Here is a 24694-nt window from a genome sequence, read left to right on the forward strand (position 1 = left end):
GGGCGTGATTACTTGTTGGCGCCGAGCTCGATCGGCACACCGACGAGCGAGCCGTACTCGGTCCACGAGCCGTCGTAGTTCTTGACGTTCTCGACACCGAGCAGCTCGTGCAGCACGAACCAGGTGAGCGCGGAGCGCTCGCCGATACGGCAGTAGGCGACGGTGTCCTTGGTCAGGTCGACCTGCTCCTCGGCGTACAGCTCCTTGAGCTCGTCGTCCGACTTGAAGGTGCCGTCGTCGTTGGCGTTCTTGGACCACGGGATGTTGCGCGCGGTCGGGATGTGACCCGGACGCTGCGACTGCTCCTGCGGGAGGTGCGCCGGAGCGAGCAGCTTGCCGCTGAACTCGTCGGGCGAGCGCACGTCGACCAGGTTCTGCGTGCCGATCGCGGCGACCGCGTCGTCACGGAAGGCGCGGATCGCGGTGTTCTGGGCCTTGGCCTTGTACGTGGTGGCGGCGCGCGTCGGGACGGCGTCGACCAGGTCGCGGGAGTCCAGCTCCCACTTCTTGCGGCCACCGTCGAGGAGCTTCACGGAGTCGTGCCCGTACAGCTTGAAGTACCAGTAGGCGTAGGACGCGAACCAGTTGTTGTTGCCGCCGTAGAGGATGACGGTGTCGTCGTTGGCGATGCCCTTGGCCGACAGGAGCTTCTCGAAGCCCTCCTGGTCGACGAAGTCACGGCGGACCGGGTCCTGGAGGTCCTTCTTCCAGTCGATCCTGACAGCGTTCTTGATGTGGTTCTTGTCGTAGGCCGAGGTGTCCTCGTCGACCTCGACGATGACCACCTTCGGGTCGTCGATGTGGGCCTCGACCCAGTCGGCGTCTACCAGGACGTCGCTGCGGCTCATGCTGTTCTCCTCCGGGGCAGTGTGCGGCGGGTGCTGCGAGGTGGGGGGCGCGGCTGCCGCCACGGCTTCCGGGTACGGAGCCCGAGCCTGCGTACGGCACGCGGGTGGCCCTGAGAGACTCGAAGGGCCCGGCGGGAAGCGGACGCGAATGTCCCGCTCAGACGGTGCGACAGAGCATGGCGGCGACGCGGCACAGGTCGACTGCCCGCCGCTTCGTGAAGTCCGCCTGTTGCTTCATACGTCCGATCGTAGGGACGTCCCGGCGGACATGTCACCGGCGTGTCACATGCTGAGACTCGATCGTCCAGAAAGCGAGACGATCCTATGGTCGGGGCGGTGTCCGCCGACCGGCCGGGGGTGGGCGTCCCGCTGTCATCTGAGGAGCGGACGCCGACGTCTCACCATCCGGTTACCCGCCCTCCGGAGCGCGCTAACCCGCCGCTCGCGGTGCGCCGTACCGGGCCCGGCCGCCGCGCCCCCGGCCGCCGCGCCCCCGGCCGCCGCGCTCTCGGCCGATGCGCGGTCGGCGTGCGGTCAGCCGGTGAGGGAGATGTCCGTCCCGGCGCCGGAGAAGTGCAGACCGTCCTCGGCCGCCGTGACCTGGTCGAGCTTCACGGTCGACGGCAGTCCGTCGATCTTGAGGTCGTAATCGACCACGTCGCGCACCTGCTCGTCCATGCCGGGCACGGGCAGTTCGGGAAGGGACGCGGCCTTCAGCCGGACCGTGTCACCCCCGTCCAGCGTCACCGTGCTGTACGCCGTGACGCTCCGGGTGCCCAGCAGGGCCTTGACGGTGTCCGGGATCTCGATGCCCGCGCCCGCCAGCACGTCCGTCAGCGACCCCGAGAGCTTGACCTGCCCCTTCGCCGCCCGCTCGGCCCCGGCGTAGCCGACGGTCGCGCCCTTCGGCGCCGACTTGGCGAGGTCCGCGTACGAGATGCGCGCCGAGCCGGTGGCCTGCCCCGCCACGGCCGACGAGAAACTGCTGTCGATCGTGACGTCCTTCAGCTCCGCCTTGACCCGGGTCACCCGGACCGCGTGGCCGTCGGCCGTGGCGTTGACACCGTCGAGGCTGATCTCGACCTCGTCGAGCGAGGTGTTGAGGACCTGGGTCAGGAAGGGGAAGCCCTTGATGGAGACCTCGGGCTGGGAGCTCAGTCCCGCGCTCGATCTGACACGGTCGGCGACCTCGCTCTCGGCGAAGTACACCGCCGCCCGGTCCGCGGCGACGAACAGCCCGCCGAAGATCACGACGAATATCAGCAGTATTCGCAGTGCGCGCATGGTTCCGTGACCCCCACCTTGATCGGTTATGCCCCCTGACGACCGTGAGCGTAACGCCAGTCGGATGGGCCGCTTGTCGGACTGATCGACGTCCGGCGTGGCCGTACAGTTCCCCGCCGTGCCCCGCCCGGCCGTGCGTCACGCGCCACTCGGGCCCCGTCAGACCCGGGCGGTCAGGCCCCTGAGCGGCCAGGGCCCAGGGGCGGGCCCGGCTCAGGCCAGCATGCGGCCCAGCAGGTAGACGGCGGGGGCGGCGGCCGTGAGCGGCAGCGCCACTCCGGCGGTCATGTGCACGAAACGGGACGGGTAGTCGTAGCTCGCCGCGCGCAGCCCGACCAGCGCGCAGACCCCCGCGCCGAGCCCCAGCAGCGCGCCCTGGCTGCCCAGGTCCGTCATCCCGCCCGCCACGATCCCGGCGCCCGCGCCGGCCAGCAGGGCCACCACGACGGAGACGAACCCCGGCAGCGGAAGGGCGCGGGCCACGGTGGCCGCGGCGACCGCGACCCCGCCGACGGCCACCGCGTCCGGCGCGGCCGCGAGCTGGCCGGTGGCGAGGATGGCGAGCGCGGCCGAGGCGACGGTGGCCATCAGGCCCGTCATCCGCTCGTCGGCGCTCGCGCGGCTGCGCAGTTGCAGGACGACGACCAGCAGCACCCACACACCGAGCGTGCCGATGATCGCGGCGGGGGCGTTCTCCCTGCCCGCCACGAGCAGCACGACATCGGCGGTGAGCCCGCCGAGGAAGGCCAGCGCGATGCCCTGCCTGGCCGGCCACATCCCGTTCAGCCGGAACCAGCCGGCCGCCGTGACGGCCTGGAGCAGGACGAGCGGGACGAGCAGCGCGTACGGCCCGATCGCCGCGCCGCCGGCCAGCAGCAGGCCGAGCAGTGCGGTCAGCCCGGCGGGCTGGATGCCCGGCGGGATGATCGGCGAACGGCCCTCGGCACGGGCGCGCTGGGCGTCGGTGATGCGGGCGTTGCCCATGGTGGTCGGCGCGCTGTAGCCGTCGGCGGAACCGGGAGGCGTGGCCCCTGGAGGCGTGGCCCCGGGAGCGGCGAAGGCGGCCGGGCCCGGAGCCTGGGGCGCGTACGGCGCCGAGGCGGGCGACGGCACCCCCGACGGAACCCCCGACGACGGCTCCGACGGCATCTCCGGAGGCAGCGGATAGGCGCCCTGCGGCGGCAGATACGCCGTGTCGGCGGCGGCAGCGGCCTGCTGAGGCTGGTGCTGGTGCTGGTACCCGGGGGCCTGGCCCTGCTGCGAGGGGTGGTACTGGCCCGGTGGCTGGACGGGCGGCTGCTGAACGTACTGCTGGGCGGGCGGCTGCTGGCCCTGCGGCTGGACGTGCGGCTGGTACTGGGTGTCCCAGGTCTGGCCCTGCCACGTCTGCGTGGGAGGCTCCTCGTGGACCTGCGGCCGGTACTGGGGCTCGGCCCAGCCCTGCGAGGCGTTCGGGTCCTGGTACGCCCCGTTCCCATCGTAGGACGGCTGCTGCGGGCGGCCGTACTGGTCGTACTGGACCTGGTCCCGGATCTGGTCGCCGTACGGCCCCTGACCCTGGCTCTGGCCCTGGCTCTGCCCCTGGCCCCGGTCCCCGTACCCACCCTGGCCGTACCGATACTGCTGATCGTCGTCGCTCATGTGCTGCGGTTCACCCTCCTGCGAACGGCGGGAGCACCTCGACCGTGCCGCCCTCGGCAAGCCGTACGGTCTCATGCCCGCGGGTCCCCACGGGGTCACCGTCGACGATGAAGGAACACCTCTGGAGTACGCGGGCCAGCTCGCCCGGGTGCCTCACCCGCGCTGCCGCGAGCGCGTCGGCCAGATTGTCCGCCGCGTACGGCTCCTCCGCGGTGCCCGCCGCGGCCTTGGCCGCGGCCCAGTAGCGGATCGTGCCCGATGCCATGGCGGCGCTCCTCTCGTCGGCTCCCATGATGGCCGACGGCCCTCGCGGCTCCGTCAGCCACTCCCCGAGACGGGCCAGCAGCGCGTCGTCGGCGGCGTTCTCCGCGTGCCCCATGCCCGGCTCCAGCCATAGTTCGGCGGCGCCCGGTGCCGCGGCCCCGGCCAGTGCGCGGGGGTGGTCCAGCGGGAAGTACGGGTCGCGGTCGCCGTGGACGACGAGCAGCGGCACCGGCGCGATCAGCGGGACGGACTCGACCGGGGAGAGCGGCACCGGGTCCCACTCCCGGTCATGGATACGTGTATGCAATCCGTAGCGGCCCACCAGCCGCCCCAGGGGCCGCGTCACCACCCAGTGCAGGCGCCGCATCGGGGCCGTTCCCCGGTAGTACCAGCGCGCGGGGGCACTCACGGCGGCCACGGCGTCGGTCCGCGCACCTGTGCGCCCCCTGTGCGACGCGGCATGGCGCAGCACCACGGAACCCCCCATGGAGAAACCGACGGTCGCGACACGCGAATGGCCCAGCGCACGGGCCCATTCCACGGCCGCCGCCAGATCGAGGATCTCGCGGTCGCCGACCGTCGAGCGCCCGCCCGAGCGGCCGTGCCCGCGGAACGAGAAGGTGACGACGGCCGCACGCTGCGCGAACACCCGCGCCGCCCGTCGTACGGCCGGCCTGTCGACTGATCCGGTGAACCCATGTGCGAGCACGATCGCGGTTTCGCCGTCCGCCCGGAAATCCTGTCCGAAACCCGCCGTACACGGCTCGTACACCGCCTCGATGGGGACCCCGTCCACGGTCCTGAGGACCGTGCGCCGGGTGCTCCGGGCACCCGGGGAATCTGGTGATCTGCGGGATTGACCCTCTGTCGCCGAGCACATGTGGGTTATTCTGCTGCGAAGAGGATCCGGGCAATGTAGCCCCCGGGTCCTTTTGTGTTTCCCGTCCGTTGTTACAGACAGATGACGCAGACGGAAGACACGGACATCACGGCCGCGGCCTCAGGGCGAGGGATCCGCGACCGGCACCACCGTAGGACAAGCAGTGCCGCATACGTCCTCGCAGGGACCGAGGAGGAACCGACGTAATGGGCAAGCGAACCGTGTATGACAACAGTCCGGCCGAGGCAGGTGGGCGGCGATGAGTTCTCTGCTGCTCCTGACCAACGCACTCCAGCCCTCGACGGAGGTGCTGCCGGCTCTTGGACTGCTGCTCCACAATGTGCGGGTGGCTCCCGCCGAAGGGCCCGCTCTCGTCGACACCCCTGGTGCCGATGTCATTCTGATCGACGGCAGGCGCGACCTTCCGCAGGTGCGGTCGCTCTGCCAGCTGCTCCGGTCCACCGGACCGGGCTGCCCGCTGATCCTCGTCGTGACGGAGGGCGGCCTCGCCGCCGTCACCGCGGACTGGGGCATCGACGACGTACTGCTCGACACGGCGGGTCCCGCCGAGGTCGAGGCCCGGCTGCGGCTCGCGATGGGCCGGCAGCAGATCTCGACCGACGACTCCCCGATGGAGATCCGCAACGGCGACCTGTCGGTCGACGAGGCGACGTACAGCGCGAAGCTGAAGGGGCGGGTCCTGGACCTGACCTTCAAGGAGTTCGAGCTGCTCAAGTACCTCGCGCAGCACCCCGGCCGGGTCTTCACCCGGGCGCAGCTGCTCCAGGAGGTCTGGGGCTACGACTACTTCGGCGGTACGCGGACGGTCGACGTCCACGTACGGCGGCTGCGCGCGAAGCTCGGCCCCGAGCACGAGTCGCTGATCGGGACCGTACGGAACGTCGGCTACCGCTTCGTCACCCCGGAGAAGGGCGAGCGCGGCTCGGACAAGGCCGACCGGCCGAACGCCTCCGAGGAGACGACCCGGGCGAACGCCGCCGCGGACCCGTCCCGTAACGGCGCTCACCACGGCTCCCGCAACGGTTCGCACCCCGAGCCGCGGCACGAGAAGGCCGAGGCACCCCGGGGCGACGACAGGGCCGCCGAACTGGACGCCACACAAGAAAGTGCCGTGCGACCTGCCAAGCGGTAGGTCACCACGCGTAGACTCCGCGCGTGGCCAAGGTGACGCGGGACGATGTGGCACGACTGGCGGGTACGTCCACCGCCGTCGTCAGCTATGTCATCAACAACGGACCGAGGCCGGTCGCCCCGGCCACGCGCGAGCGGGTGGTCGCCGCGATCAAGGAGCTGGGGTACCGGCCCGACCGGGTCGCCCAGGCGATGGCCTCGCGGCGCACCGACCTCATAGGGGTCGTCGTGCCGGACGCGAGACAGCCCTTCTTCGCGGAGATGGCGCACGCGGTCGAACAGGCCGCGGCCGAGCGCGGGAAAATGGTGCTCGTCGGCAACTCCGACTACCGCAACGAGCGGGAGGTCCACTATCTGCGGGCCTTCCTGGGCATGCGGGTGTCGGGGCTGATCCTGGTCAGCCAGGGCCCGAGCGAGCGCGCGGCGGCCGAGATAGAGGCCTGGGACGCCCGGGTCGTGCTGCTGCACGAGCGGCCCGAGGGCATCGACGACGTGGCGGTCGTCACGGATGACATCGGCGGCGCCCAGCTCGCCACCCGTCATCTGCTGGAGCACGGCCATCCGTACGTGGCCTGCCTCGGCGGGGTCGAGTCCACCCCGGTCGTCGGCGACCCGGTGACCGACCACGTCGAGGGCTGGCGGCGGGCGATGCTGGAGGCCGGGCGGCCGGTGGAGGGCCGCCTCTTCCGGGCCCTCTACAACCGGTACGACGCGTACAACGTCGCGCTGGAACTGCTGTCGGGCCCGGACCGGCCGCCGGCGATCTTCTGCTCCACCGACGACCAGGCGATCGGCGTGCTGCGCGCCGCCCGCGAACTGCGGATCGATGTCCCCGGCGAGCTGGCGGTGGCGGGCTTCGACGACGTCAAGGAAGCCGGCCTCACGGACCCGCCGCTGACGACGATCTCCTCGGACCGGCCCGCGATGGCACGGGCCGCGGTGGATCTCGTTTTGGACGACGGGCTGCGGGTGGCGGGGTCGCGGCGGGAACGGGTGAAGCAGTTCCCGTCGGCACTGATCGTGCGCCGCTCCTGCGGCTGCGCGTAGCCTCCGGCGGCCGTCGGCGCCCGGGGCGAGATCCCGGTCATGATCTCATCGCGCGGATCGGCGGCGATCCGCTCATGGGGCGTCCGGCGGTCGTCCACGCTCTTGTCCGTGCACGCTCCGTGTACGGGGTCTACTCCGGCAGGGGCACGGTCGTCATCCGATCCTCATCTCGTAACGCAGCCGCTGCCGGTGTGCGGGCATGGTCATCTTGTCGAGCTGGATGGGCCGGTCCTCCCCGTCGAGCGTGACCCGGGTCAGGCCCAGCACCGGCTCGCCCGGCTCGACGCACAGGGCTTCCCGCTCTTCCTCCGCGGGCATCCTGGCGGTCACATCCTCCCGGACGCGTACGCCGACGTACCCCAGCTCGGCGAGGAGTGCGACGGCTCCGCCGGGGATCTTCGCCGTCCCGGCGAGACGCGTGCCGCGTGCGACGGAAGCGGGGTAGTACGTGTCGGTCAGCTCGCAGGGCAGGTCCTCCAGGAACATCATCCGCCTCCGCACAACGACCAACTCCCCTACGGCGACGCCGAGCAATCCGGCCACCTCGTCCGACGCCTCCACCTCGCCCGCACCGACGATCCGCTGGCCCCCCGGCCGCCCCCGCGCCGCCAACTCGGCGCCCCACGCGTCGGTTTGCCCCTTACCGGGTGGTGTCAGGTACGGCATCGAGGTACTGACCCATTCGCCGGCGCTCATGACGTCCTCCTGTGCTGCTGACACGACTCCGACCTTGCCGCTCTACACGGTAAGTGAGCACTCGCCACCGAGCGGAAGCACTGGTCCGTGAGGGTTGATGCTCCACCGGCCACCCCGTCCCGGCTCGTCCGGCGCGCGGCCTTTATATGGGGCATACGCGCTTTTGTTGCCCTTCTCAGAACGTCCTCAGCTCGTTCTCATCTACGGCGCGGACAGTCGTTGCCATGACCGACAACTACCGCGGCAGCGGCGACGCAGACAGCACGCAGCAGCACCCCACCCAGGGGTTTCCGGGGCAGGGGTACCAGGGGCAGGGGTTCCAGGGCTCGGCGTATCCGCCGCCGCCCTCGTACGGTCCCACCGTTCCCGTCGGCGGTACCGCCACCGCTCACCGGCGTGCCAGGCGGCCGGTGGCGCTGCTCGCCGCGGTGGCGATCGCCGCGGCGATCGTCGGGGGCGGGACGGCGGCCCTGGTCGGGAACTACACCGGCGGGGGCACGGACAGCATCGGCACCACGGTCAGCGGGACGACCGTCTCGCAGAGCAGCGCGGGTACGGTGGCCGGCGTCGCCCAGGCCGTGTCGCCCGCCATCGTGGAGATCAACGCGACCTCCACGAGCGGTGAGGCCACCGGCTCGGGCGTGATCATCACGTCCGACGGCGAGATCGTCACGAACAACCATGTGATCGCCGGCGCCTCCTCCATAAAGGTCCAGCTCAGCACGGGTAAGACCTACACCGCCCAGGTCGTGGGCACCGACGCGGACAAGGACCTCGCGCTGATCAAGCTGGAGGGCGCGAGCGGCCTCAAGACGGCCACGCTCGGCAACTCCGACCAGGTGAAGGTCGGCGACCAGGTCGTGGCGATCGGCTCGCCCGAGGGCCTGACCGGCACCGTCACCAGCGGCATCATCTCGGCGCTCAACCGCGATGTGACCGTGGCCAAGGACCAGGACCAGGGTCAGCAGCAGCAACCGCAGCGGGGCGGGGGCAACTGGCCGTTCGAGTTCGGCGGGCAGCAGTTCAACGGGGACACCGGCTCCTCGAAGACCACGTACAAGGCGCTCCAGACGGACGCCTCGCTCAACCCGGGCAACTCGGGCGGCGCGCTGATCAATATGAACGGTGAGATCATCGGGATCAACTCCGCGATGTACGCGCCGAGTTCGGCCTCGGCGACCGGCGGTTCCGACGCCGGGAGCGTGGGGCTGGGCTTCGCCATCCCGGTCAACACCGTCAAGTCGGACCTCTCGGCACTGCGCTCCGGCGGCACCGGCTGATCCCCGGGGACGTGGCGCGAGCCACCGTGAGGGAGGCGTGCGACGCTGATAGCACGGGTCGCACGCCCGTCGTACGACCTGTGACATGCCCGACCGTTCCGCCGAGCCGACTGACGAGGTAGCAGCGAGATGAGTCCCGCCGAAGGCGATCCCCAGCGGATCCTGATCGTCGACGACGAGCCCGCCGTACGCGAGGCCCTCCAGCGGAGCCTCGCCTTCGACGGATACGGGACCGAGGTCGCCGTCGACGGCATCGACGCGCTCGGCAAGGCCGCCGCCTACGATCCGGATCTGATCGTGCTCGACATCCAGATGCCGCGGATGGACGGTCTGACGGCGGCCCGCAGGCTCCGGGGAAGCGGTTCGAAGGTGCCGATCCTGATGCTGACGGCCCGCGACACGGTCGGTGACCGGGTCACGGGGCTGGACGCGGGCGCCGACGACTACCTGGTCAAACCCTTCGAGCTGGACGAACTGTTCGCCCGGATCCGCGCCCTGCTGCGGCGCAGCTCGTACGCGGCGACCACGGCCGGCGACGTGCCCGACGACGATGTGCTGGCCTTCGCGGATCTGCGGATGGACCTGACGACACGCGAAGTGATGCGCGGGAACCGGCGGGTGGAGCTGACCCGTACCGAGTTCACGCTGCTGGAGATGTTCCTGGCGCACCCGAGGCAGGTGCTGACCCGGGAGCAGATCCTCAAAGCCGTGTGGGGCTTCGACTTCGAGCCGAGCTCCAACTCCCTGGACGTGTACGTGATGTATCTGCGGCGGAAGACGGAGAGCGGCGGCGAACCCCGGCTGGTCCACACGGTGCGGGGCGTGGGGTACGCGCTGCGCGCCGACGGAGGAGGCGGCACAGGCGGCGGAAGCGGCACGGGCGGCGGGGCGGTTCCCGGCTCCGGCTCCGGCGCCGGGACGGGGACAGGCACGGGCACAGGCACAGGCACCGGGACGGGCGGCCCGGCGTGACCGGTCCGACGGGCCCGCTCCACCGCCTCCGTACGCTGCCGCTCCGCTCCCGGCTCGCCCTGCTGGTCGCCACGGCGGTCGCGGTCGCGGTCGCGGTCGCGGCGGTGGCCTGCTGGCTGCTCACGCGCACGCAGTTGGAGAGCGAGCTGGACAACTCGCTCAGGAACACCAGTGCCGGAGAGCCCACGGTGCGGGACGCGCTCAACAACTGCGGCGCCCCGGCCAGTCCTGGGAACGGGACCGGCTTCGCCTACGTCCAGGTGGTCCTGAGCGACGGCAGCCGCTGTGTGGCCTCGTTCTCGGAGCCGGTGAAGGTCCAGCCGCAGGATGTGGGGGTCGCCACCGGCACCCTGCGCGAGTCGCTCCACAACAGCGTCACGGACAGCGGGGCCAAGGTGCGGGTCTTCACCAAGGCCACCCCTTACCGGACCGGCACCCAGGTGGCCCAGGTGGCCGTCTCGGTGTCCCGCCCCCTCGCCGAGATCGACGCCTCCCTGAACCGGCTCGCCCTGCTGCTCACCGCCGTCGCCGGCGTCGGCGTGCTCGGGGCGGGCGCGGCCGGGCTCTGGGTCGCCAGGTCCGGGCTGCGGCCCGTCGACGGGCTGACCCGGGCCGTCGAGCATGTGGCGCGGACCGAGGATCTCGCCGTCCGTATCCCCGTCGAGGGCGAGGACGAGATCGCCCGGCTGTCCCGCTCCTTCAACTCGATGACCGCCGCCCTGGCGTCCTCCCGGGACCGGCAGTCCCAGCTGATCGCCGACGCCGGGCACGAGCTGCGGACCCCGCTCACCTCGCTCCGTACGAACATCGAACTGCTCGCACGCAGCGAGGAGACGGGCCGGGCGATCCCGCCCGACGACCGCAAGGCGCTCATGGCGTCCGTCAAGGCGCAGATGACCGAGCTGGCCGCGCTCATCGGTGATCTCCAGGAGCTGTCGCGCCCGGACGCCGCGGATCCGGGGCCCCTCCAGGTCGTCGCGTTGCACCACGTCGTGGAGAGCGCGCTGGACCGGGCACGGCTGCGCGGGCCCGACCTGACCATCGGCGCCGAGCTGAACCCCTGGTACGTACGGGCCGAGCCGGCCGCCCTCGAACGGGCGCTGGTCAACGTCCTCGACAACGCGGTGAAGTTCAGCCCGGCGGCCGGTTCGGTGGAGGTGTCGCTGACCACGGGCGGCGAGCTGACCGTACGGGACCATGGCCCGGGTATCCCGGCCGACGAACTGCCGCATGTCTTCGAACGGTTCTGGCGCTCACCGTCGGCCCGCGCGCTGCCGGGCTCGGGGCTGGGCCTCTCGATCGTGGCGCGTACGGTCCAGCAGACGGGCGGCGAGATCGCGCTGCGCCAGGCGGCGGGGGGCGGGACGGCGGCGGTGATCCGTATCCCGGGGGCGCCGACGCCCCCGCCGGAGACCACCGGAACCGGCAGCCGGGAATTCTGAGAGCCGGTTCCGGTACGCGCCGTCACCCGTTGGTCGTCACCCGTTGGTCGTCAGCCGTCAGCCGTCAGCCGTTGTGCCGGATGAGCGACTCGACCAGTCCCGGCCGGGTGGCGGGGAAGTCCAGCGGCACGATCCCGAGCCCGCGCCAGCCGCTCGCCTCGCCGCCGTCGAGGAAGGTGTGGACCTGCGGGTTCAGCCGGTCGGAGTTCCAGCGGGGCGGCAGCAGGGCCGCCGTGCTGACGTAGTTGATGAACATCTTCCCGGGCTGCTGGGCCGCCTTGCGGAAGTGCGCCTCGATCTTGGGGTACTTGGCGCCGGGCTCCGCCTGGTAGTCGTCCTGGATGTCGAAGAGCCCGGAGTCCCCGTACCGCACACCGGGCAGTCCCCCGTTGTCCGCGAGCAGGACGACCCGCCCGCGCGCCTCGCCGAGGGTCGGGAGGTTGCCGTCGAGCCGGAAGAGGGAGCGCCAGCCCTTGCCGTCGAGATAGGTGTCGAAGATCCGCCGGAACTCCGCGTCGCTCTCGCCGGAGTACTCCTGCTTGACGCGCATCAGGACGGTCTCGGAGGGGTTGGCCCGGAGGAAGTCCCGGCACGCGTTCAGCACATCGTCGAAGTTCAGGTTCTGGTAGAACGCGGCGTGGTGGATGGTGAACGCGTTCTCGAACGCCCGGCAGCGGACATCGAGGAAGCGGACGCCGCTGTTCAACTGCTCGGCGATGCTGGTGTTCTGGCAGGCCACGTAAAGACCGCCGACGCGCGCGCCGGCGTTGTGCGTGCCGGGGATGGTCAGCCGCTGGACGGGGGTGGAGTCGGCGAAGCCGCCCATCCAGTCGTATGTGGCGAACGCGCGCCGCGGCGCGGCCACGGCCGGGGCCGCGCCGATCAGGGCAGCGGCGGAAACAGCGAACGCGCCGGCCAGAAAGCCCCGGCGCGTGCCTATGGACGTGCCTGTGGACGTGCCTACGGGCGTGTTTATGGACGTGCTCATACGAGGGTGCCTCCGTCGGGCGTGGGGGGTCAGCCCTCGGATTATGACCGGTACACGACAGGCAAGGAACAGCGCATGAGCGAACGCTAAGGTTGATCATCATTTGATCGGTGATCACGGGAGGGGCGTCGATATCCGTGGAAGAGTTACCGGCCGGGGCGGGCGGCGGAAGACCCCGGATGCGGGAGGGAGTCGTGACGGCCGGCGCGGGCCTACGGGTGTACCCGGAGCCCGCGGACGTGTTCGTCGCCGACCAGGTCGGGCTGGCCCGGCATCTGCACCCCCTGATCTCGATCGATCTCGCGCAGGTCGACCCGGCCTGGCACGGGTGGATCCATCTGGTCAGCCCGCTGGAACCGGCCGAGGGCTATCTCGGCGACCACACCCGGGACTTCCACTCCGCGCTCCAGACGCCCAACTGGCTCGGGTTCGCGCTGGAGGACGACCGGTACCGGCTGCTCGGCGACGTACGGTACTTCGCGCGGGCGACCACCCCCGAGGAGGTGCCGGAGCCCTGGCCGGGGTTCCGCGCCGCGCTCGACGAGCACTGCGAACTCCAGGAACGCAGCTACCGGACCCACCGGGACGCGTTCCGGCGCGAGGGCCGGCTGTTCATGCGTGACGACGACGGGGCACCGCTGTACGGGGCGACCGACGGGGTGGCGCTGCTCGACCAGCTCGGCGGCTACGCCGACCAGGGCAACTGGGCGGATCCCGACCTGTTCCGGCTCGAATTCGACGAGGACCGGGCGTGGCCCGTGAGCCAGGCGGGAAACCCGTTCCGGTTCGTGGCGGCGGTGCCGGGCTGGCACTACCGCCGGAGCGGGGCCGACTGGATTCTGCTGTTCTTCGAGCCTGTCGACCGGCTGGCGCTGCTGACGTTCGACTGGAGCTGAGGGAGCGGGGCGTCGGGGGCGGTCCTCCTGTCGGCCCTCCTTCTTACCGGCCTTCCTTCTTACCGGCCCTGGCTTCTGTCGGCCCGCCCTCTTGTTCTGCGCCCGCCCTCTTGTCCGCGCCCTCGCTCCTGTCGGCGCCGTCTCCTGCCGGTCGGTCCTCCGGTCAGTCCTCGAAGTCGACCGAGCCGGCGACATGGGCCCAGCGCTTGTCCTCGGCGCTGGTCCGCTCCAGCTCCGCGGTGCCGTACTGGAGGGCGTCGCGCCCCAGGAGCAGATGCAGCGGCGGCTCATCCTCGTCGGCGATGCCGATCAGGGCGCGGGCGGCCTTGACGGGGTCGATGGGCTCCTTGCCACTGCCGGCGCGCAGGCGCTCGGTCATGGCCCCGACGGTCGGCCGGTAGGCGTCGTCGAAGGCCGGCACCTCCATGGAGGAGCCGGCCCAGTCGGTACGCATGCCGCCGGGCTCGGCCACGGTCACCTTGATGCCCAGCGGCGCGACTTCCTGCCGGAGCACGCCGGAGAAGCCCTCGACGGCGAATTTGGCACTCTGATAGGCGCCCAGGCCCGGCGCGGTGATCCGGCCGCCGATGGAGGCGATCTGGATGACGTGACCGCTGCCCTGGCGCCGCAGGACCGGCAGGGCGGCCTTGGTGACCAGGACCGTGCCGAAGAACACGGCCTCCACCTGCGCGCGGAAGTCGTCCATGGTGACCTCTTCGATGGGCGCCATATTGGCGTAACCGGCGTTGTTCACGACGACGTCGATGCGCCCGAAGCGCTCGACGGCACGCTGAACGGCGCTCTCGGCCCGCGCCTGGTCGGTGACGTCCAGGGCCAGGGGCAGAACGCGGTCCCCGTACGCGTCGACCAGCCCGGAGAGCGTCTCGGTACGGCGCGCGGTCGCGACGACGCGCTTACCGGCCGCCAGGGCCTCTTGCGCGAGGGCGAGTCCCAGGCCCCGGGAAGCGCCGGTGATGAACCAGACCCGCTCGTGCTCCTGTTCCTGCTCCTGCTCCTGCTCCTGCTGGGACATGCCGCTCTCCTTCATCGTCAGCTCCTCGACCTCGATAACGCGCGTCGCTTGCGTTAAAGATAACGCATGACACTTGCGTTATGCGGCGACCGTAGGGTGAGGGCATGGAAACCATTGAGCCCGGCTTCCAGCGGGCCCGCACCCCGGAGCGCAAACGACAGCGCGCCGACGATCTCCTCGACGCCGCCCGCCGGCTGGCGCGCGACGAGGGCGTGCGAGCGGTGACCCTGACCGAGATCGCCACCAGCGCCGGTGTGCATGTCTCCGCCGTGCGCAGGTACTTCGAATCGCGCGAGGAGATCTTCCTGCGGCTCGCCGAGGAGGGCTGGCGGGAGTGGGCCGAGGCGCTACGGAACCGGCTCGGCACCGGCCCGGCGGTCACCCCGTCCGGCCTGGCGACGGCGCTGGCGGACACGCTCGGCGATCGGCCGCTCTTCTGCGACCTGCTCGCCCACGCCCCGCTCAGCCTGGAACGGGCGGTCTCCGCCGACGTGGTGCGCGCCTTCAAGCTCAGCGCCGTGACGGCGGCCCAGGACATCGCGGAAACGCTGGCCGCCGCGCTCCCGGACCTCAACCGGGACGCCGCCCTCGACCTCGTCACGACATCCATGGCGCTGGCGCAGTCCCTCTGGCAGATCTCGCACCCACCGGAGACCCTGGCCAAGCTCTACCGAGAGGACACCCGCCTCGCCCACGCCGCCGTGGAGTTCACACCCCGCCTGACGCGCCTGCTGCACGCGACGGTCGTGGGACTGACGGCGGTGGGAAGCGAGCCCGGAACCGAGGCGTAGCCGGGGTGGGCCGCGCCGAAGCCCACCCGCACCCGCCAGCCACCCGCACCCGAACCCGCACCCCGCACGCCAGAGGGCGGTGAGTCTGTCGCCCACCGCCCTCCGGACGGGTACGTCCGCTGACGTGACCCCCGTACCCCCGTACCCCCCGTACCCTGCCCGTACCGCTACTTCAGGATCGTGATCCTGTCCGCCGCCGGCGGGGCCAGCGGCGCCTGCGCCGTGGAGTTCGCCGCCAGGTAGGCGTTGAAGAGGTCCAGGTCCGACGGGCCGACCAGCTTGTTCTTGCCCTCGCCCAGAGCCGGGAAGCCGTCGCCGCCGCCGGCGAGGAACTCGTTCATCGCGACGCGGTACGTCTTCGCCGGGTCGATCGCCGTGCCGTCCAGCTTCACCGAGTCCGTGACGACCCGGGCGGCGCCCGTCTTCGTCATGTCCAGGGTGTAGGTGAGGCCCTTCGAGATCTGAAGGATCTTCGGGGACGCCTCGTTCACTCCGCTGACCTGCTGCTGGAGCGCCGTGATCAGCTGGGCGCCGGTCAGGTCCACCGCGTTCATCATGTTGGTGAACGGCTGGACCGTGAACGCCTCGCCGTAGGTCACCACGCCGTCGCCCTCACTGCCCGACGCCTTGTGGACCAGGTCCGACCTGATCCCGCCCGGGTTCATGAAGGCGATCTGCGCGCCGCCCTTGTCCGCCGGAGCCATGCCCGTGAGCTGCGCGTCCGCGATCACGTCGCCGAGCGGCGACTCCGGGCTCGTCGCGCCGCGGCCGTTGATGTCCGCGGAGATGAAGCCCTGCGGGGCGTTGGCGATCGGCGCGGCCAGCTTGTTCCAGCGCCCGATCAGCGACGTCATGTCCGCCGCCTTCGGCTGCTCACGGCTGACGATGTGGTTCGCCGACTCCACGCTCGTGCGCACGATGTCGTTGGTACGACGGTCGTAGGTGAGCGTGGTGTCCGTGTAGAGCTTGCCGAACGACGAGGCCGACGTGACCAGTCGCGGGTTCCCGGACGGGTCCGGGATCGTGCAGACGTACGCCTGGTGCGTGTGGCCGGTCACCAGCGCGTCGACCTTGGGCGTGATGCCCTTGGCGATCTCGGCGATCGGACCCGAGATGCCGTCACCGGCCCCCGGGCTGTCGCAGTCGTAGTTGTACGCGGTGGACGCGGGCGAGCCGCCCTCGTGGATCAGCGCGACGATCGACTTGACGCCCTGCCGCTCCAGTTCCTTGGCGTACTTGTTGACCGTCTCTATCTCGTCGTGGAACTTGAGTCCCTTGACGCCCTCGGCGGTCACGATGTTCGGCGTGCCCTCCAGGGTCACCCCGATGAAGCCGATCTTGACGCCGTTCTTCTTCCAGACCGTGTACGGCTTGAGGATCGGCTTGCCGGTCTTCTCCGACGTCACATTGGCGGCGAGGTACGGGAAGTCGGCGCCCTTGAACTTCTTCCCCTTCTCGTAGCAGCCCTCGGTCGGGTGGCAGCCGCCGTTCTGCAGGCGGGCCAGCTCGACGGCGCCCTCGTCGAACTCGTGGTTGCCGACGGTCGTGACATCGAGGTCGATCTTGTTGAGCGCCTCGATGGTGGGCTCGTCGTGGAAGAGGCCGGACAGCAGCGGGCTCGCGCCCACCATGTCGCCGCCGGCCGCGGTGACGGAGTACGGGTTGCCCTTGCGGGCGTTGCGCAGCGAGGTCGCGAGGTACTCGATACCACCGGCCGGGATCGCCTTGGTCGTACCGTCGGCCTGCTTCTCGGTGACGGTCCCGGCGGAGCCCGCGGGCGCCTCCAGGTTGCCGTGCAGGTCGTTGAAGGAAAGCAGCTGTACGTCAACGGTGCTCGGCTTGTGCGAGCCATGGCCGTGGCCGTGCCCCTTGCCGTGACCGGCCTCGGTGGCGGTGGCGGTCGGCATCGCGGCGAAGAGGGCGCCGACGGTAGCCAGACCTGCGGCAGCGGCGAGCACCCGCCGTGCCGCGCGGTTCTTCTGCGGTGTCGCTGACATCGATCCCCTTGGTGAATTCAGCGTGCGAGGTGAGAGTGAAGCGTGAGGGGGGTGAAAGGCGCGGAGTGTAACGAAGCCCGCGAGCCGCAGCCTAGAGTCAACGCGCGTAGCACGACAGGGGGTACCGGGTTACGAGCTGGTTGCCGTTGCGGGTGCGGAAGCTGTCGCGGCCCGGACCATACGCCGTCCTCGCCGGGACCGTCGCCGTGTGGCACCCGGACCGGACGCCGCATACCGCGTGGACCAAACGCCACGTATCGGCCGAACCCCGTCCGGACCGTACGCTGTCGCCGCCCGGACCGTACGCCGTCCCCGCCCGGACCGTACGCCGTCCCCGCCGGGACCGCACGCCGGACCGCCCGGACCATCCGCCCTCCCGCCGCGCCCCCGCCGTACCCTCGACCCATGACTGACGCAGTAGCCCGCGAGCCCGGCCGGCAGATCCAGACCCTCGACGCGCTCACCCCCGGGCAAGCCGAAGACGTACTCGCCCTGCTGGCGGAGGCAGCCGCCTCGGACGAGGTGCAGGCCGTCTCCGAGCAGGGCCGGCTCCAGTTGCGCGGCGGGCACCGGGAGGGCGTACGGCACTTCCTGCTGACCGTCGACGGTGAACTCGTCGGGTACGGACAGCTGGAGGACACCGATCCCATCGAGGCCCCGGCCGCCGAGCTGGTCGTACGCCCCGGGTGCCGGGGCCGGGGCCACGGGCGGGCGCTGGGTACGGCCCTGCTGGGCGCGTCCGGGAAGCGGCTGCGGGTGTGGGCGCACGGCGGCAGGTCGGCCGCGCGGCATCTGGCCCAGGTACTCGGGCTGACCCTGTTCCGTGAACTGCGCCAGCTGCGCAGGCCGCTGGTCCCGCCCGCGATCCCGGAGCCGGTGCTGCCCGCCGGGGTCACCGTCCGTACGTTCGTCCCCGGCCAGGACGACGCGGCGTGGCTCGCGGTCAACGCCGCCGCCTTCGCCCACCACCCCGAGCAGGGCGCGCTGACCCAGCGGGACCTGGACGACCGTTTCGCCCAGTCGTGGTTCGACCCGAAGGGCTTCTTCCTGGCCGAGCGCGATGGCGAACTGATCGGTTTCCACTGGACCAAGGTGCACGCCGGGGAGCAGCTCGGTGAGGTGTACGTCCTGGGCATCAGGCCCGACGCGCAGGGCGGCGGCCTCGGCAAGGCGCTCACCGCGATCGGGCTGCGGTATCTGGCGGCGCAGGGGCTGCCGACCGCGATGCTCTACGTGGACGCGGACAACACGGCGGCGGTGACGGTGTACGAGCGGCTCGGCTTCAGCACGCACGAGGTCGACCTGATGTACCGCACGGAGTCCTGAACCGACGACAAACGGAGTCCTGAACCGACGACAAGGGGAACGGACAAGGGGAGTCGAGGGGCGGCGTACTTGACGCCGCCCCTTCTCTTACGCCACCCTTTCACTACTTCCCTAGTGAAAGGGTGGTTGCGGGTGATCGAGTACCGCATCGACCGGCGCAGCGGGGTGGCCACCTACCTCCAGATCGTCCAGCAGACCAAACAGGCCCTGCGCCTGGGCCTGCTGGAGCCCGGCGACAAGCTGCCCACCGCCCGCGAGGTGGTGGCGGCCACCGCCATCAACCCCAACACCGTCCTCAAGGCGTACCGCGAGCTGGAGCGCGAGGGGCTGGCGGAAGGGCGGCGCGGCCTCGGCACGTTCGTACAGGGCACCCTCGGCCGGGGCTCCGCCGACAGCGAGCTGCGGGCCGAGCTGGCCGCCTGGGCGGACCGCGCCCGCGCCGGAGGACTCGACAAGGACGACGTGACCGCGCTCTTCACCTCGGTGGTCGAAGAGCGCTTCGAAGAACGCGCCAAAGGCGCCCGGGACACTACGCGCACCACGCGCACCACGCGCATCAAGGGGGACCACGCATGACTGTGGCCGCGATCGAGGCGACCGGCCTCGGCAAACGCTTCGCGGGGGTGGGACGACGTGAGCGCTGGGCGCTGCGCGGCTGCTCCTTCCGCATACCCGCCGGGCGCGTCTGCGCCCTCGTCGGCCCCAACGGCGCCGGCAAATCGACGCTGCTCGCCCACGCGGCCGGGCTGCTCGCTCCCACCGAGGGGACCCTGCGTGTCCTGGGCGCGGCACCGGCCGACGCCCGCGCGCACCTCGCGTACGTCGCCCAGGACAAGCCGCTGTACCCGCAGCTGACGGTCGGTGAGACGCTGCGCATGGGCCGCGAGCTGAACCCGGGGCGCTGGGACGCGGCGGCGGCCGAGCGGATCATCGAGGGCGGCGGCCAGGGCAGCGCGCTCGACCACGGCCGGCGGGTCCGTTCGCTCTCCGGCGGTCAGCGCACCCGCGTCGCGCTCGCCCTCGCGCTCGGCAAACGCCCCGGACTGCTGCTGCTGGACGAGCCGATGGCGGATCTCGACCCGCTGGCGCGCCATCAGCTGATGGGCGCTCTGATGGCGGGCGCGGAGGAACACGGCACCACCGTCGTGATCTCCTCGCACATCCTCACGGAACTGGCCGACGCCTGCGACTACCTGCTGCTCGTGGACGGCGGCCGGGTACGGCTCGGGGGCGAGGTGGAGGACATCCTCACCGCGCACCGGCTGGTGAGCGGAGCGGCGCGGGATCTGGACGACCTGACGCCGCACACGGTCGTCGAGTCCCGTACGGCGGGGCGCGGACGTACGGCGCTGATCCGGCCGGACGGACCGCTGGACCGTACCTGGCAGACCGCCGAACCCTCCCTGGAGGAACTGCTGTTGGCACACCTGCGCTCCCCGGGCGCGCCCACCCTGCTCACCCCGAGCGCCGAGCCGCCGGCCGGCGGCGACGGAAACGGCGAGCGCGGCCGTACGGCGGTGGCGGCATGAGCGCACCGACCCTGCGCGGCCCGGTCCGGGTCGCCGTACGCCAGCACCGCCGCGTGCTGTGGGCGGGGACCGCACTCCTCGTACTGACCGCCGCGATCCTGCTCTACCAGCGCTATCTCGCGACGAGCGCGGTGAGCGACTTCGCCGGAACGGGCTGTTCCGTCCAGGTCACCACGGCCGGCTGCGGGGACACGGTCCGGGGCTTCTTCGACGCCCAGTACGCCTTCCACCAGTGGCTCGGCAACACGGGCGCCCTGCTGTTCGCGCTCCCCGTGGTCGTCGGCGCCTTCGTGGCGGGTCCGGTGATCGGCCGGGAGCTGGAGTCCGGGACGTACAAGCTCGCCTGGACGCAGTCCGTCTCCCCCGCCCGCTGGCTCGCGGCGAAGCTCACGGCTCCCGTGGTGTGGACGGTCGTCGGCGGTACGGCGCTGGTGATCCTCTACCGCGCGTCCAGGTTCCAGGGGCCCGAGGGCGTGTACTCCGTCTACTGGTACGACAGGCTCGGCTTCGCCGGGCTCGGCCCGCTGCCTGTCGCGTACGGCCTCCTCGGCATCGCGCTCGGCGCGCTCGCCGGGCTGCTGGTGCGCCGTACGGTCCTGGCGATGTCGGCCACCGCGCTGGCCCTGGGCGGGGCCATGCTCGCCATGATCACGTGGCTGCGCCCGTATCTGTGGCCCATCGAGACCGTCACGGGCGACGGGCGCCTCCCCGACCTGGCCTGGACGCTCCAGGACGGCGTCATCCTGGCCTCGGGCGAGCGGATGACCCGGGAGGAGTGCATGGCGACGGGCTGGTCGTCGTCCCCGTGCCAGACCCTGCAAGAGGGCGGCAGGCACTTCACCGACTACCACCCCGCCTCCCACTTCTGGCCCCTCCAGCTCATGGAGACCGGGATCGTCCTGGCCGTGGCCGCCGTGGTCGTCCTCGCGGCCTTCCGGGTGCTGCGCCGCAGCCACGCCTGACGCCCTGACGCCGGGACCGGACGTAGCGGTCCCGGACCGGCCGCCGGTCCGGCCCCCACCCGGGGCCACCGGCTCACCCACGGCTACGGTGGGGCTCCCCGGAGGTGGCACATCGCCCCCGGGGAGCCCCGCCCCGCTTCCCTTCACGTCATGTCGCCGTTACCGGCCATTCAGACGCTCTTGCGAGTCTCTGTGAATGCAGCCCGCTGTGCCCCCCACGCCTAACGGCAGGACCAACGGCAGGATCCACCTCGCCCCCGCTCTCTCCGACGCGCCCGTCGTGCCTTCCGCGCGGAACAATAGGGACATGAACCAGCAGCCCGCCGAGGTACCGGTCCAGCATCCCCAGCCGTCCGTCGGATTCATAGCCGCGCACCGGCCCCACACCGTGGCCGCCACCAGCTCCGACCTCGAACCCGATCTCGACGCCGACCTCGACGCGTACGAGGAGGAGAGCGGCCCGGACGGCACCGATCTGCCGCAGGGCAGGTTCCTCGACCGCGAGCGCAGCTGGCTCGCCTTCAACGAACGGGTCCTGGAGCTGGCGGAGGACCCCACCACGCCGCTCCTCGAACGGGCTAATTTCCTCGCCATCTTCGCGTCCAACCTGGACGAGTTCTTCATGGTCAGGGTGGCCGGGCTGAAGCGTCGCATCGCGACCGGTGTCGCCACCCGCTCCGCGTCCGGCCTCCAGCCGCGCGAGGTGCTGGATCTCATCTGGACCCGCTCGCGCGAGCTCATGGCCCGGCACGCCGCCTGCTACCAGCAGGACGTCGCCCCCGCCCTCGCCGACGAGGGCATCCACATCATCCGCTGGCCCGAGCTGACCGAGAAGGAGCAGGCGCGCCTCTTCACGCTCTTCCGCCAGCAGATCTTCCCGGTCCTCACGCCCCTCGCCGTGGACCCGGCGCACCCCTTCCCGTATATCTCCGGCCTCTCGCTCAACCTGGCCGTGACCGTACGCAACCCGGTGAGCGGCCACCGTCACTTCGCGCGGGTCAAGGTGCCGCCGCTGCTCTCCCGCTTCCTGGAGGCGTCCCCCTCGCGGTACGTACCGCTGGAGGACGTGATCGCCGCCCACCTGGAGGAGCTGTTTCCCGGGATGGAGGTGCTGGCGCACCACATGTTCCGGGTCACGCGCAACGAGGACCTGGAGGTGGAGGAGGACGACGCCGAGAACCTCCTCAAGGCGCTGGAGAAGGAGCTCATGCGGCGCCGCTTCGGCCCGCCCGTCCGGCTGGAGGTCGAGGAGGACATCGCGCCCGAGGTCCTGGACCGGCTGGTGCGCGAGCTGAAGGTGACCGACGCGGAGGTCTATCCGCTGCCGGGCCCGCTGGATCTCACCGCGCTCTTCGGGATCTCCTCGCTCGACCGGCCCGAGCTGAAGTTCCCGAAGTTCATCGCGGGGACGAACCGCCAGCTCGCCGAGGTGGAGTCCGCGTCCGCGCCCGACATCTTCGCGGCGCTGCGCAACCGCGATGTGCTGCTGCACCACCCGTACGACTCGTTCTCGACCTCCGTCCAGGCGTTCCTGGAGCAGGCCGCGGCCGACCCGGACGTCCTGGCCATCAAGCAGACGCTGTACCGGACGTCCGGCGACTCCCCGATCGTGGACGCGCTGATAGACGCCGCGGAGTCGGGCAAGCAGGTCCTCGTCCTCGTCGAGATCAAGGCCCGCTTCGACGAGCAGGCCAACATCAAGTGGGCGCGCAAGCTGGAAGAGGCCGGCTGCCATGTGGTCTACGGCCTGGTCGGGCTGAAGACGCACTGCAAGCTCTCGCTGGTGGTACGGCAGGAGGGCGAGTCCCTGCGCCGCTACAGCCATGTCGGCACCGGCAACTACCACCCGAAGACGGCCCGGCTGTATGAGGACCTCGGCCTGCTCACCGCGGACCCGCAGGTCGGCGCGGATCTGTCCGACCTGTTCAACCGGCTGTCCGGCTACTCGCGCCGGGAGACCTACCGGCGGCTGCTGGTCGCCCCGAAGTCCCTGCGCGACGGGCTCGTCTCCCGGATCAACAAGGAAGTCGCGCACCACCAGGCCGGCCGTCCCGCCTCCGTCCGCATCAAGGTCAACTCGATGGTCGACGAAGCGGTCATCGACGCCTGTTACCGGGCCTCGCAGGCCGGGGTGCCGGTGGACATCTGGGTGCGCGGGATCTGCGCCGTACGCCCCGGGGTCGCCGGGCTCTCCGAGAACATACGGGTCCGCTCGATCCTGGGCCGCTTCCTGGAGCACTCCCGGATCTTCGCCTTCGGCAACGGCGGGGAACCCGAGGTCTGGATGGGCAGCGCCGACATGATGCACCGCAATCTCGACCGGCGTATCGAAGCCCTGGTCCGGATCACCGACCCGGCCCACCGCGCCTCGATAACCCGGCTGATGGAGACCGGGATGTCCGACACCACGTCCTCCTGGCACCTCGGCCCGGACGGCAACTGGACCCGGCACTCGACGGACGCCGAGGGCCAGCCGCTACGGAACATCCAGGAAATGCTCATAGACGCCCGGAGGCGCCGGCGTGCAGCACCATGAAGTGGACACCGACCGGCTTACCCCGACAGGCCCCGGCGGGCTGACCGCGGGCGAGGTCCTGGCCGGCTATCTGCACTCCCACGCCGCCGACTTCCTGCGCGGCCTGCGGCTGTACGGGGAGAGCGGCGCGGACACGGCGGCGGCCGAGTCGGCCGCCCTGGCACTGCGCGGCGCGGCCCGCAGGATCGGGGGCGGCCTGCACACGTTCCGGCCGCTGCTCGACCCCGGCTGGGCCGACCAGCTCCGTACGGAACTGGGCTGGCTGTCCGGCACGCTGGCCCAGGAGCACGCCTGTACGGCCCGGCTGCACCGGCTGGTGGGGGCGCTGGGCAGGCTCTCGGGCGCGGCGCCCGTGCCCGTCGCCGTACCGGCCACGACGCTCGGTTCGGCGCCCGGCGCGCGTACGGGGGCGGAGCCCGGCGGGCCGCAGCCCGGGACGCTCACCGTCGGCGCGTCCCGCGCGGGCGCGCTGCTGGAGCGGCAGCTGACCCTCGCCCGGACCCGCGCGCACTCGGCCGCGCTCCAGGCACTCGGCTCGTCCCGCTTCCACGCGGTGGCGGACGCGGTGGCCGTACTGGCCTCGGAAGTACCGCTGGCACCGCTCGCGAGCGCCCCGGCCGTCGAGGTGCTCGCCGGTCCCGGCGAGGCCACCGAGCGGCAGCTGCTGGACGCCGTCGCCGCGCTGCCGCTGGCGCGGGCCGCCCATCCGTACAACGCGGAGGCGCTGGTCCACGGCCTGGCGACCTCCTCGGAGGGCGAGGCGCAGGACGCGCCCTGGCATCACGTACGGCAGCTGCTGCGGCTGCACCGGTACGCCCAGGAGGTGTGGTGCCCCGGCGGCGCCCCCGATCCGGTGCTGCTGGGCGCGGGCCAGGCGCTGGACCGGCACCGCGACGCGGCCGAGGCGGCGGCAGCGGCGGCCAACGCGGCCCGCACCCCCCGGATCGCGCCGACGACGGCATACGCCCTGGGCGTACTGCACGCGGACCAGCGCCACGAGGTGGAGGCGGCGCGCTTCGCCTTTCAGCAGGTGTGGCAGAAGGCGGCGGTGGCACGGTGACCGCGACGCCGGGCGCGGGGCCTGAGCGGCCCCGGGGGCCGGAGGGACACACGGGGTCCGAGGAGCGCGG

General features: G+C 71.5%; 20 protein-coding genes and 2 pseudogenes. 13 read left to right on the forward strand and 9 right to left on the reverse strand.

The features are described 5' to 3' along the window. Positions 1-8: 8 nt before the first annotated feature. The 5 genes and pseudogenes from ACIOGX_RS20755 to ACIOGX_RS20775 form a co-directional block, all read right to left on the reverse strand. Positions 9-848, reverse strand: a complete 840-nt coding sequence (locus ACIOGX_RS20755; protein WP_356514804.1) for a sulfurtransferase — start codon at positions 846-848, stop codon at positions 9-11. Positions 849-1382: 534 nt separating this feature from the next. Further along, positions 1383-2132 carry a DUF2993 domain-containing protein gene (locus ACIOGX_RS20760; RefSeq protein WP_383962182.1) on the reverse strand — a complete coding sequence of 250 codons (750 nt, stop codon included), beginning with the start codon at positions 2130-2132 and terminating at the stop codon, positions 1383-1385. 213 nt (positions 2133-2345) lie between these two features. Then, positions 2346-3773: a hypothetical protein gene (locus ACIOGX_RS20765; RefSeq protein WP_401915012.1), complete on the reverse strand. Its 1428-nt coding sequence runs from the start codon at positions 3771-3773 to the stop codon at positions 2346-2348. Between the two features lie 10 nt (positions 3774-3783). Beyond that, positions 3784-4065, reverse strand: a complete 282-nt coding sequence (locus ACIOGX_RS20770) for a MoaD/ThiS family protein (RefSeq protein WP_360419160.1) — start codon at positions 4063-4065, stop codon at positions 3784-3786. A 24-nt stretch (positions 4066-4089) separates the two neighbouring features. Next, positions 4090-4917, reverse strand: a pseudogene (locus tag ACIOGX_RS20775) (alpha/beta hydrolase); the annotation flags it as partial. Positions 4918-5176: 259 nt separating this feature from the next. On the opposite strand from ACIOGX_RS20775, the gene ACIOGX_RS20780 reads away from it, so the two are divergent. Both ACIOGX_RS20780 and ACIOGX_RS20785 read left to right on the forward strand, forming a co-directional pair. Then, positions 5177-6070 (forward strand): response regulator transcription factor, encoded by an 894-nt coding sequence (locus ACIOGX_RS20780; RefSeq protein WP_401915015.1) that lies wholly within the window; start codon positions 5177-5179, stop codon positions 6068-6070. Positions 6071-6093: 23 nt separating this feature from the next. Next, complete coding sequence (locus ACIOGX_RS20785) at positions 6094-7116, forward strand: LacI family DNA-binding transcriptional regulator (RefSeq protein WP_129767970.1); 1023 nt, start codon at positions 6094-6096, stop codon at positions 7114-7116. Between the two features lie 153 nt (positions 7117-7269). Here ACIOGX_RS20785 and ACIOGX_RS20790 read toward each other — a convergent pair whose 3' ends face one another. Then, positions 7270-7812: a GntR family transcriptional regulator gene (locus tag ACIOGX_RS20790; protein ID WP_401915018.1), complete on the reverse strand. Its 543-nt coding sequence runs from the start codon at positions 7810-7812 to the stop codon at positions 7270-7272. A gap of 224 nt (positions 7813-8036) precedes the next feature. Here ACIOGX_RS20790 and ACIOGX_RS20795 point away from each other — a divergent pair, with 224 nt between their 5' ends. The 3 genes and pseudogenes from ACIOGX_RS20795 (at position 8037) to ACIOGX_RS20805 (ending at position 11506) form a co-directional block, all read left to right on the forward strand. After that, positions 8037-9092, forward strand: coding sequence for a S1C family serine protease (locus ACIOGX_RS20795; RefSeq protein WP_401915020.1), 1056 nt, complete (start codon positions 8037-8039; stop codon positions 9090-9092). A 129-nt stretch (positions 9093-9221) separates the two neighbouring features. Continuing rightward, positions 9222-9941 (forward strand): annotated as a pseudogene (locus ACIOGX_RS20800) (response regulator transcription factor); the annotation flags it as partial. Between the two features lie 119 nt (positions 9942-10060). Next, a complete protein-coding gene (locus tag ACIOGX_RS20805) occupies positions 10061-11506 on the forward strand; it encodes a sensor histidine kinase (protein WP_401915023.1) in 1446 nt (481 codons plus the stop codon). Between the two features lie 64 nt (positions 11507-11570). Here the strand turns inward: ACIOGX_RS20805 and ACIOGX_RS20810 are convergent, their stop codons facing one another. Continuing rightward, positions 11571-12494 carry a phosphatidylinositol-specific phospholipase C gene (locus ACIOGX_RS20810; protein WP_401915026.1) on the reverse strand — a complete coding sequence of 308 codons (924 nt, stop codon included), beginning with the start codon at positions 12492-12494 and terminating at the stop codon, positions 11571-11573. Between the two features lie 179 nt (positions 12495-12673). On the opposite strand from ACIOGX_RS20810, the gene ACIOGX_RS20815 reads away from it, so the two are divergent. After that, on the forward strand, positions 12674-13390 hold the full coding sequence (locus tag ACIOGX_RS20815; protein WP_401767921.1) for a hypothetical protein: 717 nt from the start codon (positions 12674-12676) through the stop codon (positions 13388-13390). A 163-nt stretch (positions 13391-13553) separates the two neighbouring features. On the opposite strand, the gene ACIOGX_RS20820 is transcribed toward ACIOGX_RS20815, so the two are convergent. Next, complete coding sequence (locus tag ACIOGX_RS20820) at positions 13554-14423, reverse strand: oxidoreductase (RefSeq protein WP_401915029.1); 870 nt, start codon at positions 14421-14423, stop codon at positions 13554-13556. A gap of 104 nt (positions 14424-14527) precedes the next feature. Between ACIOGX_RS20820 and ACIOGX_RS20825 the strand changes: the two genes are divergently transcribed. Further along, entirely contained in the window at positions 14528-15214 is a 687-nt protein-coding gene (locus ACIOGX_RS20825) for a TetR family transcriptional regulator (RefSeq protein WP_401767917.1), read from the forward strand. A 167-nt stretch (positions 15215-15381) separates the two neighbouring features. Here ACIOGX_RS20825 and ACIOGX_RS20830 read toward each other — a convergent pair whose 3' ends face one another. Next, positions 15382-17211, reverse strand: a complete 1830-nt coding sequence (locus ACIOGX_RS20830) for a bifunctional metallophosphatase/5'-nucleotidase (protein WP_387012558.1) — start codon at positions 17209-17211, stop codon at positions 15382-15384. 405 nt (positions 17212-17616) lie between these two features. Here ACIOGX_RS20830 and mshD point away from each other — a divergent pair, with 405 nt between their 5' ends. The 6 genes from mshD (at position 17617) to ACIOGX_RS20860 (ending at position 24624) form a co-directional block, all read left to right on the forward strand. Then, a complete protein-coding gene (mshD, locus tag ACIOGX_RS20835) occupies positions 17617-18537 on the forward strand; it encodes a mycothiol synthase (protein WP_356514782.1) in 921 nt (306 codons plus the stop codon). Positions 18538-18669: 132 nt separating this feature from the next. Continuing rightward, positions 18670-19113, forward strand: coding sequence for a GntR family transcriptional regulator (locus tag ACIOGX_RS20840; protein ID WP_401767913.1), 444 nt, complete (start codon positions 18670-18672; stop codon positions 19111-19113). Further along, complete coding sequence (locus ACIOGX_RS20845; RefSeq protein WP_356514778.1) at positions 19110-20066, forward strand: ABC transporter ATP-binding protein; 957 nt, start codon at positions 19110-19112, stop codon at positions 20064-20066. The genes ACIOGX_RS20840 and ACIOGX_RS20845 overlap by 4 nt, the downstream gene beginning before the upstream one ends. Continuing rightward, positions 20063-21028 (forward strand): ABC transporter permease, encoded by a 966-nt coding sequence (locus ACIOGX_RS20850; protein WP_401915034.1) that lies wholly within the window; start codon positions 20063-20065, stop codon positions 21026-21028. The genes ACIOGX_RS20845 and ACIOGX_RS20850 overlap by 4 nt, the downstream gene beginning before the upstream one ends. A 307-nt stretch (positions 21029-21335) precedes the next feature. Further along, on the forward strand, positions 21336-23564 hold the full coding sequence (locus ACIOGX_RS20855; RefSeq protein WP_129767960.1) for an RNA degradosome polyphosphate kinase: 2229 nt from the start codon (positions 21336-21338) through the stop codon (positions 23562-23564). Beyond that, positions 23551-24624: a CHAD domain-containing protein gene (locus tag ACIOGX_RS20860; protein ID WP_384772316.1), complete on the forward strand. Its 1074-nt coding sequence runs from the start codon at positions 23551-23553 to the stop codon at positions 24622-24624. Before ACIOGX_RS20855 ends, ACIOGX_RS20860 begins: the two co-directional genes overlap by 14 nt. Positions 24625-24694 lie beyond the last annotated feature (70 nt).

This window comes from Streptomyces sp. NPDC088147, from assembly GCF_044741565.1.
GTDB lineage: Bacteria > Actinomycetota > Actinomycetes > Streptomycetales > Streptomycetaceae > Streptomyces.

Coding starts and splice junctions, on each gene's coding strand:
- ACIOGX_RS20815 (WP_401767921.1), top strand. CDS start 12,674: ATGCGGGAGGGAGTCGTGACGGCCGGCGCGGGCCTACGGGTGTACCCG.
- ACIOGX_RS20755 (WP_356514804.1), bottom strand. CDS start 848: ATGAGCCGCAGCGACGTCCTGGTAGACGCCGACTGGGTCGAGGCCCAC.
- ACIOGX_RS20795 (WP_401915020.1), top strand. CDS start 8,037: ATGACCGACAACTACCGCGGCAGCGGCGACGCAGACAGCACGCAGCAG.
- ACIOGX_RS20770 (WP_360419160.1), bottom strand. CDS start 4,065: ATGGGAGCCGACGAGAGGAGCGCCGCCATGGCATCGGGCACGATCCGC.
- ACIOGX_RS20850 (WP_401915034.1), top strand. CDS start 20,063: ATGAGCGCACCGACCCTGCGCGGCCCGGTCCGGGTCGCCGTACGCCAG.
- ACIOGX_RS20765 (WP_401915012.1), bottom strand. CDS start 3,773: ATGAGCGACGACGATCAGCAGTATCGGTACGGCCAGGGTGGGTACGGG.
- ACIOGX_RS20810 (WP_401915026.1), bottom strand. CDS start 12,494: ATGAGCACGTCCATAAACACGCCCGTAGGCACGTCCACAGGCACGTCC.
- ACIOGX_RS20825 (WP_401767917.1), top strand. CDS start 14,528: ATGGAAACCATTGAGCCCGGCTTCCAGCGGGCCCGCACCCCGGAGCGC.
- ACIOGX_RS20845 (WP_356514778.1), top strand. CDS start 19,110: ATGACTGTGGCCGCGATCGAGGCGACCGGCCTCGGCAAACGCTTCGCG.
- ACIOGX_RS20855 (WP_129767960.1), top strand. CDS start 21,336: ATGAACCAGCAGCCCGCCGAGGTACCGGTCCAGCATCCCCAGCCGTCC.
- ACIOGX_RS20780 (WP_401915015.1), top strand. CDS start 5,177: ATGAGTTCTCTGCTGCTCCTGACCAACGCACTCCAGCCCTCGACGGAG.
- ACIOGX_RS20820 (WP_401915029.1), bottom strand. CDS start 14,423: ATGTCCCAGCAGGAGCAGGAGCAGGAGCAGGAACAGGAGCACGAGCGG.
- mshD (WP_356514782.1), top strand. CDS start 17,617: ATGACTGACGCAGTAGCCCGCGAGCCCGGCCGGCAGATCCAGACCCTC.
- ACIOGX_RS20830 (WP_387012558.1), bottom strand. CDS start 17,211: ATGTCAGCGACACCGCAGAAGAACCGCGCGGCACGGCGGGTGCTCGCC.
- ACIOGX_RS20760 (WP_383962182.1), bottom strand. CDS start 2,132: ATGCGCGCACTGCGAATACTGCTGATATTCGTCGTGATCTTCGGCGGG.
- ACIOGX_RS20790 (WP_401915018.1), bottom strand. CDS start 7,812: ATGAGCGCCGGCGAATGGGTCAGTACCTCGATGCCGTACCTGACACCA.